8 protein-coding genes are annotated in these 8,397 nt (G+C 66.8%); 1 reads left to right on the forward strand and 7 read right to left on the reverse strand.

Going from position 1 to position 8,397, the window contains the following annotated elements:
- Nucleotides 1-63 precede the first annotated feature (63 nt).
- The 5 genes from pnp to LK535_RS16595 all read right to left on the reverse strand — a co-directional run bounded on the left by pnp (nt 64) and on the right by LK535_RS16595 (nt 5,091).
- Entirely contained in the window at nt 64-2,406 is a 2,343-nt protein-coding gene (gene pnp / locus LK535_RS16575; protein WP_227773040.1) for a polyribonucleotide nucleotidyltransferase, read from the reverse strand.
- A gap of 157 nt (nt 2,407-2,563) precedes the next feature.
- Nucleotides 2,564-2,833, reverse strand: a complete 270-nt coding sequence (rpsO, locus tag LK535_RS16580) for a 30S ribosomal protein S15 (RefSeq protein WP_046409695.1) — start codon at nt 2,831-2,833, stop codon at nt 2,564-2,566.
- Between the two features lie 19 nt (nt 2,834-2,852).
- The gene (gene truB, locus LK535_RS16585; RefSeq protein WP_227773041.1) at nt 2,853-3,746 is read right to left on the reverse strand and encodes a tRNA pseudouridine(55) synthase TruB; all 894 of its coding nucleotides are present in this window, start codon (nt 3,744-3,746) and stop codon (nt 2,853-2,855) included.
- Between the two features lie 10 nt (nt 3,747-3,756).
- Nucleotides 3,757-4,443: a site-2 protease family protein gene (locus tag LK535_RS16590; RefSeq protein WP_227773042.1), complete on the reverse strand. Its 687-nt coding sequence runs from the start codon at nt 4,441-4,443 to the stop codon at nt 3,757-3,759.
- Nucleotides 4,444-4,494: 51 nt separating this feature from the next.
- Nucleotides 4,495-5,091, reverse strand: a complete 597-nt coding sequence (locus tag LK535_RS16595; protein ID WP_227773043.1) for a thymidine kinase — start codon at nt 5,089-5,091, stop codon at nt 4,495-4,497.
- A 125-nt stretch (nt 5,092-5,216) separates the two neighbouring features.
- Here LK535_RS16595 and LK535_RS16600 point away from each other — a divergent pair, with 125 nt between their 5' ends.
- Nucleotides 5,217-5,681 carry a DUF4126 domain-containing protein gene (locus LK535_RS16600; RefSeq protein ID WP_227773044.1) on the forward strand — a complete coding sequence of 155 codons (465 nt, stop codon included), beginning with the start codon at nt 5,217-5,219 and terminating at the stop codon, nt 5,679-5,681.
- A gap of 106 nt (nt 5,682-5,787) precedes the next feature.
- Here the strand turns inward: LK535_RS16600 and rbfA are convergent, their stop codons facing one another.
- Together rbfA and infB are read right to left on the reverse strand one after the other, a co-directional pair.
- Nucleotides 5,788-6,174: a 30S ribosome-binding factor RbfA gene (gene rbfA / locus LK535_RS16605; RefSeq protein ID WP_227773045.1), complete on the reverse strand. Its 387-nt coding sequence runs from the start codon at nt 6,172-6,174 to the stop codon at nt 5,788-5,790.
- A gap of 44 nt (nt 6,175-6,218) precedes the next feature.
- Nucleotides 6,219-8,397: translation initiation factor IF-2 (infB, locus tag LK535_RS16610; RefSeq protein WP_227773046.1), on the reverse strand; the 2,179-nt coding region annotated here is incomplete at its 5' end.

An 8,397-nucleotide genomic window follows, 5' to 3' on the forward strand; every position in this document is an offset into this window, starting at 1 on the left:
CGAGAAAGGGCCCCGGCATCGCTGCCGGGGCCCTTCCTGTATCACCCGAAGGCGACGGATCGCTTAGTCGCGATCGCGGTCGCCGGTCAGGAACGCCGGGGCGAACTCGGGCGCGGGGCCGTCATCGTTGCCACCGCCGTTGCCGCCTTCCGAACGCTCGCGGCGCGGGCCACGGTCACGGCGCGGGCCGCGATCGCCGCCACGGTCACCACCGCGACCACCACGGTCGCCGCCGCCATCACGACGCGGACCACGGTCACCACGCGGCTCGCGCGGTTCGCGCGCCGGACGGGTGTCTTCCAGCTCGGCGCCGGTCTCCTGGTCGACGACGCGCATCGACAGGCGAACCTTGCCGCGCGGATCGATCTCGAGGACCTTGACCTTCACTTCCTGGCCTTCGGACACGACGTCGGTCGGCTTCTCGACGCGCTCGTTCTTCATTTCGGAGACGTGGACGAGGCCGTCCTTGCCACCCATGAAGTTCACGAACGCACCGAAATCGACGATGTTGACGACCTTGCCGGTGTAGATCTTGCCGACCTCGGCCTCTTCGACGATGCCCTTGATCCAGTTGATCGCGGCTTCGATCTGCGAGTGATCGGACGAGCTGATCTTCACCACGCCCTCGTCGTCGATGTCGACCTTGGCGCCGGTGGTGGCGACGATCTCGCGGATCACCTTGCCGCCGGTGCCAATGATGTCACGGATCTTCGACTTGTCGACCGTGATCGTCTCGATGCGCGGTGCGTGCGCGCTGAGCTCGGTGCGGGTTTCACCCAGCGCCTTGTTCATCTCGCCCAGGATGTGCGCCCGGCCTTCCTTGGCCTGGTGCAGTGCCGCCTCGAAGATCTCCTTGGTGATGCCGGCGATCTTGATGTCCATCTGCATCGTGGTGATGCCTTCGGACGTGCCAGCCACCTTGAAGTCCATGTCGCCCAGGTGATCCTCGTCACCCAGGATGTCGGACAGGATCGCGAAATCCTTGCCTTCCAGGATCAGGCCCATCGCGATGCCGGACACCGGACGCTTGATCGGCACGCCGGCGTCCATGAGGGCCAGCGAACCGCCGCACACCGACGCCATCGACGACGAGCCGTTGGACTCGGTGATGTCGCTGGTCAGACGGATCGTGTACGGGAACTCTTCCTTCGACGGCAGCACCGGGTGCAGCGCACGCCACGCCAGCTTGCCATGGCCAACCTCGCGGCGGCCCGGCGCGCCGAAGCGGCCCACTTCACCGACCGAATACGGCGGGAAGTTATAGTGCAGCATGAAATGCTGGTACGACAGGCCGTTCAGACCGTCGATCATCTGCTCCGCGTCGCGGGTGCCAAGCGTCGCGGTTGCGATCGTCTGGGTTTCGCCACGCGTGAACAGTGCCGAGCCATGCGCACGCGGCAGGAAGTGCGTCTCCGCCTCGATCGGGCGGATCTGCGTGGTGGTGCGGCCGTCGATGCGCTTGCCGTCCTTCAGGATCGCCTGACGGACGATGTTCGCCTCCAGCTTCTTCACCAGCTTCAGCGTGCCGAGATACTGGGCGGGGTCGCTTTCCTTCAGGTCAGCGAATGCCTCGCGTGCCTTGGCGCGCGCCTCGTTCAGCGCGTTCTGGCGCTGCTGCTTGTCGGTCAGCTTGTAGGCGGCGGCGATATCCTTGCCGATCGCCTTGTCGAGCTTCTTCATGGTCGCCGACTTGTCGTCGACCGGCGCCAGCTCCCACGGATCCTTGGCGGCCTGCTCGGCAAGCTTGACGATCGCCTTGACCACTTCACGGCATGCGTCGTGCGCGAACAGCACGGCACCCAGCATGATCTCTTCCGACAGCTCCTTGGCTTCGGATTCGACCATCATCACCGCGTCGTAGGTAGCGGCGACGACCAGGTCGAGCTGACCCTCTTCGACCTGCTTGTCGGTCGGGTTGAGGATGTACTCGCCATCGACATAGCCGACGCGCGCGGCGCCGATCGGGCCCATGAACGGCACGCCCGAGATGGTGAGCGCGGCAGAAGCGGCGACCATCGAAAGGATGTCGGGCTCGTTCTCGCCGTCATAGCTCAGCACCTGAGCGATGGCGTTGATCTCGTTGTAGAAGCCTTCCGGGAACAGCGGGCGGATCGGGCGATCGATCAGACGCGAAACCAGCGTCTCCTTTTCGGTCGCGCCACGCTCACGCTTGAAGAAGCCGCCCGGGATACGACCGGCGGCGGAGAACTTTTCCTGATAGTGGACGGTGAGCGGGAAGAAATCCTGCCCTTCCTTGACCGTCTTGGCAGCGGTCACGGCGCACAGCACCACCGTCTCGCCGAGCGTCGCGATGACCGCGCCGTCAGCCTGGCGGGCAACCTTGCCCGTCTCGAGCGTCAGGGTCTTGCCGCCCCACTCGATGCTTACCGTTTTCTTGTCGAACATTTCGTTTCCTTCACTCCGGCCGCCCTATGCAGCCGGGGCCTGCTTGAGCCAGTCTTGGCTCGTGCCAGTCGGGCCTTATTGCCCGCTGGCGTTGGACGCTCGCGTCACACGCGAAGCGCATATGCGAGAAGGGCGCCGCGAGGGCGCCCTTCCGTTATTACTTGCGAAGACCGAGCTTCGCGATGAGGGCGAGGTAGCGATCCCCGTCCTTCTTGCGGAGATAGTCGAGAAGCGAACGACGCTTGTTGACCATCATCAGCAGGCCGCGACGCGAATGGTTGTCCTTGGCGTGGCCCTTGAAGTGCTCGGTCAGGTTCCGGATCCGCTCGGTCAGGATCGCGACCTGGACTTCCGGCGAACCGGTGTCGCCTTCGGCGCGGGCGTGATCCTTGATGAGTTCCTGGCGGCGTTCCGCAGTGATCGACATGTGTTTTCCTTCGACATCTTTACAGGTTGAAGCCGCGGACGACACGACCCTCGCGGGCCTGGACCTCGATCAGCGCTACCGGCACATCGTGCAGGCAGGCAAAATACTGGCCATCGTCGGCAACGATCCCGGCCAGAACACGCCCCTGGCGGAGCGCCCCTGCCTGGTCGGGAGTGAGGGGTAGAGCCGGGATGTCGTCCAGCCCCGCCCTCAACGGCAGGAGAATATGTTCAAGGGTGCGCGCCTTAGCGGCTTCGCCCAAATTGTCCAGCGATATCGCTCGGCCGAGGCCAAAGGGCCCCGCCTTGGTCCTCCTGAGATAGGTGACATGGCCGACGGTTCCAAGGGCGAGCGCAATGTCCCGCGCGAGGCTGCGGATATAAGTGCCCTTGGAAACATGCGCGGTCAGCGTCGCTTCTTCCAGCGCGCCTGCGTCGGCCGCCGCGGTGACGCTCAGCGCGAACACCGTCACCGCGCGCGTCTTCAGGATCACCTCCTCGCCCGCCCGCGCCAGGTCATAGGCGCGCTGCCCATCGACCTTCAGCGCGGAGAACGCCGGCGGCATCTGCTCGATCGGCCCGGTAAAGTCCGCCAGCACCGCCGTCAGCGCATCCCGCGTCGGGCGCACGTCGCTGGTCGCGATCACCTTGCCCTCGGCGTCCAGCGTATCGGTCTGCTCGCCGAAGCGGATGGTGAAATCGTACACCTTGTCGCTGTCGAGCATCCGCCCGGCCAGCTTCGTCGCCTCGCCCAGCGCGATCGGCAGCACGCCCGACGCCAGCGGGTCGAGCGTGCCGCCGTGGCCCACCTTCGCCTTGCCATATCCGCCTTCGCGCAGCGCCCGCTTCACCGCGCTCACGCCCTGTGTCGATCCAAGCCCCACCGGCTTGTCGAGGATCAGCCATCCATGCATGTCTTGGTCCTCAGGCGAACAGCTGCGCAAAGCCGAGATACTGGCGCACCAGCCAGTCCGCGGGCGGTCCGACGATCTTGCCGACGATGCTCGCGCTCGGCCAGATCATCGGCACCACCACCAACAGGACGATGATCAGCGGAAAGCCGAAGCGCGCCAGCTTCGCCCATTCCACCGCCAGCCGCCGCGGCAGCACGCCCTCCACCACATGCCCGCCATCGAACGGCGGCAGCGGCAACAGGTTGAACACCGCCAGGAAGATATTGATCAGCAGGAAGTTGACGAGGTTGGCGAAAAGGAACTGGCTCACGCCCTCGGGCGGCCCGCTCATCTGCCCATAGAGCACACCGATCGCGATCGCGGCGATCGCCGCCAGCAGGAAGTTCATCCCCGGTCCCGCCAGTGCCACCGCCACCATGCCCCAGCGCGGGTTGCGCAGCCGCCGCGCGTCGACCGGCACCGGCTTCGCCCAGCCGAACACCGGCGCCTTGGCGAGCGCGAGGCCGAGCGGCAGGACGACCGTGCCGATCGGATCGACATGGCGGATCGGGTTGAACGACAGCCGGTTGAGCTGCGCCGCGGTCGGATCGCCCAGCGCGCGCGCCATCAGGCCGTGCGCCACCTCGTGAAAGACGATCGCGATGATCAGCGGAATGATCCACACCGCCGCGGCGTAGATGGGATTGTCGGGTGTCATGATGCCGGCGAGATAGGGGGGCGGGCGTGAGAGCGCCAGCGCTCCCGCGTCTCAGGCTTCGCCACTCGCACCCCGCTCCAGCGCAGCAGTGAAATGCCGCCGGCACAGCGCGACATAGCGGTCGTTCCCGCCGATCACTGTCTGCGCCCCCGCCGCCACCGGCCGCCCCTCGGCGTCGACGCGCAGGTTCATCGTCGCCTTGCGCCCGCATTCGCAGACCGACTTGATCTCGATCAGCGCATCGGCCAGCGCCAGCAGCCGCGCCGATCCTTCGAACAACGCGCCCTGGAAATCGGTGCGCAGCCCGTACGCCAGCACCGGAATGCCATCCACATCCGCCAGCCGCGCTAGCTGGTCGACCTGCGCCGCGGTCAGGAACTGCGCCTCGTCCACCAATACGCAGGCCACCGTCTCCTCGGCATGGCGGTCGAGAACGCAGGCGGCGATGTTGGTACCGGCATCGAACATCGTCGCGGGCGCCGACAGGCCGATGCGCGAGGTGATCGTGCCCGCCGCGAAGCGATCGTCGATCGCCGCGGTGAACAGCATCGTCGCCATGCCCCGCTCGCGATAGTTGAAATCGGCCTGCAGCAGGTTGGTCGATTTCCCCGCGTTCATGCTGGCATAATAGAAATAGAGCTTGGCCATCGCTGTGCTGTTCCCCATCGGCGCGCGCCGCGCCACTGTTTTCCTGTTGGCCCGTTTTCGGCCGGGCGCGGGATACGAAGCCGCCGCCAGCGATTGTTCGCGCGAACCACTGGAGGAATTCGCCGATGCTTCGTTCCTACCTCATCGGGCTGGCCGCCGGTCAGCGCGGGATCGTGCCGCTTGCCGCGCTCGCCGCCGCGGGCCGTCGCGGCGCCCTGCCCGATGACATGCCGCTCGCCAAATTGTTCAGGAACCCGCTGATCGCCTGGGGCGCCGTTGCCTTCAGCGCCGCGGAAATGGCGGGCGACAAGCAGAAGACCGCGCCGGACCGCATCGTGCCGATCGGCCTGGCCGTGCGCAGCGTCACCTCCGCTTACGCCGGCGCCGCGCTGGCACCCAAGGGTCAGCGCGTCACCGGCGCTGCCGTTGCGCTCGGCACCGCGCTCGCCAGCTCGTACATCGGGTGGCGCATCCGCATGGCCGCGCTGCGCCGCTACGGCCAGACCGCGAGCGGCTTCGTCGAGGATGCCCTGGTGCTCGCCACCGGCGTCGCCGCGGCCGACCCGCGCCTCGTCAAGCGCGCCGCCTGACGAGCACCGGCACACCCGCCGCGTGCCGCAATCTACGGCACCGGCGCACGACCAGGGTTCAACAGTGCAGAACGGGAATGCCGGCCCAGGGCCGGCATGACGGTGCTTACTCGCCCTCGCCCAGGTCGCGCGCCACCGCGGGCGAGCGCAGCAACTGGTCGATGTGGCTGCCCTCGTCGAAGCTCTCGTCGCTCAGGAACTTGAGGCGGGCGGCATATTTCATCTTCACCCGCCGCGCGACCTCGCGCTGGAGGTAAGCGGTGTTGGTGCGCAGCGCCTTCAGCACCGCTTCCTCGTCCTTGCCCAGCAGCGGCTTCACGAACACCGTCGCGTGGCGCAGATCGGGCGACATGCGCACTTCGGTGATGCTCACCATGTGCGATGCCAGCACGTCGTCATGCACGTCGCCGCGCTGCAGGATCTCCGACAGCACGTGACGCACCTGCTCGCCAACGCGCAGGGTACGGACGGATTTTTCTGGTTGATCGGTCATCATGAGACTCCCCTCTCCCCACATGGGGGAGAGGGTTCATGTCCTTACAGCGTGCGTTCGCGCAGCTCGACCTCGAACGTTTCGAGGAAGTCGCCCGGGCGGATGTCGGTGAAGTTCTGCGTGAACGTCACACCGCATTCCAGACCCGCCCGAACCTCCGGAACGTCGTCCTTGAAGCGCCGCAGCGAGGCAATTTCGCCATTGTAGATGATGACGTCGTTGCGCGTGATGCGGGCCTTGAGCGCCTTGCGGATCGCACCCTCGACCACCAGCAGACCGGCGGCCTTGCCGTGCTTGCCGGCCGAGAAGACGTCGCGGATTTCCGCACGGCCAACGACCGTTTCGAACGCCTCGGGGCCAAGCTCGCCCGCCATGCCGGCCCGGATCTCGTCGATCAGGTCATAGATGACGTCATAATATTTCAACGCCACCTTGTGCCGCTCGGCAATCTCGCGCGCCTTGGCATTGGCACGCACGTGGAAGCCGATGATCGGTGCGCCCGAGGCCGCAGCCGCGTTGACGTCGCTCTCGGTGATGCCACCAACGGCCGAGTGCAGGATGCGCACGCGGATGTCGTCGGTCGACAGCTTGTTGAGCGACGCAACGATCGCCTCGACGGTCCCTTGCGTGTCGGCCTTGACCACCAGCGGATATTCGATCGCCTTGTTCGCCGCCAAAGCGGAGAACATGCTCTCGAGGCTCGCCGGCGCCGCGGTTGTGCGCTTCTGCGTCAGCACGCCCTGGCGATATTCCGCCACTTCGCGCGCCCGTGCCTCGCTCTCGACCACCTGCAGCTGGTCACCAGCCGACGGCGTGCCCGAAATGCCAAGCACTTCGACCGGCGTCGACGGGCCCGCTTCCTTCAGCTGGCGGCCCTTGTCGTCGACCAGCGCACGCACCTTGCCGCTTTCCGCGCCGACGACGAACACGTCGCCGACCTTCAGCGTGCCGCGCGTGACCAGCACGGTGGCAACCGGGCCACGGCCCTTGTCCAGCTTCGCCTCGATCACGCTGCCCTCGGCATCGCGGTCGGGGTTCGCCTTCAGGTCCATCAGCTCGGCCTGCAGCTGGATCTTTTCGATCAGCTCGTCGAGGCCGGTCTTCTTCAGCGCGGAAACCTCGACGTCCTGCGTCTCGCCGCCCATCGCCTCGACCTGGATGTCATGCTCCAGCAGGCGCTCACGCACGCGCTGGGCATTGGCATCATGCTTGTCGATCTTGTTGATCGCCACGATCATCGGCTTGCCGGCCGCCTTGGTGTGATTGATCGCCTCGATCGTCTGCGGCATCAGCCCGTCGTCGGCGGCAACCACCAGCACCACGATATCGGTGACGTCGGCACCACGCGCCCGCATGGCGGTGAACGCCTCGTGACCCGGCGTGTCGAGGAAGGTGATCTTCGACTTGTCCTTCAGCGTCACCTGATAGGCGCCGATATGCTGGGTGATGCCACCGGCCTCGCCGCGCACCACATCGGTGCCGCGCAGCGCGTCGAGCAGGCTGGTCTTGCCATGGTCGACGTGGCCCATGATCGTCACAACCGGCGGACGCGGCTTCAGATCGGCATCGCTGTCCGGTGCGGTGTCGAGCGCGAGGTCGATGTCACTGTCGCTGACGCGCACGATGTTGTGGCCGAACTCGGTCACCAGCAGCTCGGCCGTATCCTGGTCGATGGTCTGCGTCATGGTGACGGGCATGCCCATCTTGAACAGCGCCTTCACCAGGTCAGCACCGCGCTCCGCCATGCGGTTCGCCAGTTCCTGGACGGTGATCGCCTCGGGCACCTGCACGTCGCGGACCTGCTTGGCCTGCGGCTCGCGCGGGCCGGTCCAGCCACGCTTTTCCTTTTCGCGCGCACGCTTCAGCGCGGCGAGCGAGCGGGCGCGCGCGCCATCCTCGTTCAGCGCGCGATTCACGGTCAGCTTGCCGCCGCGACGCTCGTCACCCTTGCGGTCGCGCTGCTGCGGACGGCTCGGCGGCGCATTGCGCGGCGTCGCCTGTCCCGACGGCAGGCTGCGCTGCTGCGGCGTGGAAGAGGACGTCGCTGCTGCAGGCGTTGCTGCGGGCTTGGGCTCCGGCTTCGGCTCGGGCTTGGGCTGCGGCTTGGGAATCTCGGGCCGGGCAACCGGCGAGAAGCGGCGGGGCGCCGGCAACGACGGGTCGCGTGCCAACTCAACCACCGGCGGCGGCGGCGGCGCCGCGCGCTTGGCCGGTGCGGGCGGC

It is taken from the genome of Sphingomonas sp. IC4-52, assembly GCF_020707225.1.
Taxonomy (GTDB): Bacteria; Pseudomonadota; Alphaproteobacteria; order Sphingomonadales; family Sphingomonadaceae; genus Sphingomonas.

Excerpts from the sequence above, each read along its gene's own strand:
- pnp (WP_227773040.1), bottom strand. The coding sequence starts at position 2,406 with ATGTTCGACAAGAAAACGGTAAGCATCGAGTGGGGCGGCAAGACCCTG.
- rpsO (WP_046409695.1), bottom strand. The coding sequence starts at position 2,833 with ATGTCGATCACTGCGGAACGCCGCCAGGAACTCATCAAGGATCACGCC.
- truB (WP_227773041.1), bottom strand. The coding sequence starts at position 3,746 with ATGCATGGATGGCTGATCCTCGACAAGCCGGTGGGGCTTGGATCGACA.
- LK535_RS16590 (WP_227773042.1), bottom strand. The coding sequence starts at position 4,443 with ATGACACCCGACAATCCCATCTACGCCGCGGCGGTGTGGATCATTCCG.
- LK535_RS16595 (WP_227773043.1), bottom strand. The coding sequence starts at position 5,091 with ATGGCCAAGCTCTATTTCTATTATGCCAGCATGAACGCGGGGAAATCG.
- LK535_RS16600 (WP_227773044.1), top strand. The coding sequence starts at position 5,217 with ATGCTTCGTTCCTACCTCATCGGGCTGGCCGCCGGTCAGCGCGGGATC.
- rbfA (WP_227773045.1), bottom strand. The coding sequence starts at position 6,174 with ATGACCGATCAACCAGAAAAATCCGTCCGTACCCTGCGCGTTGGCGAG.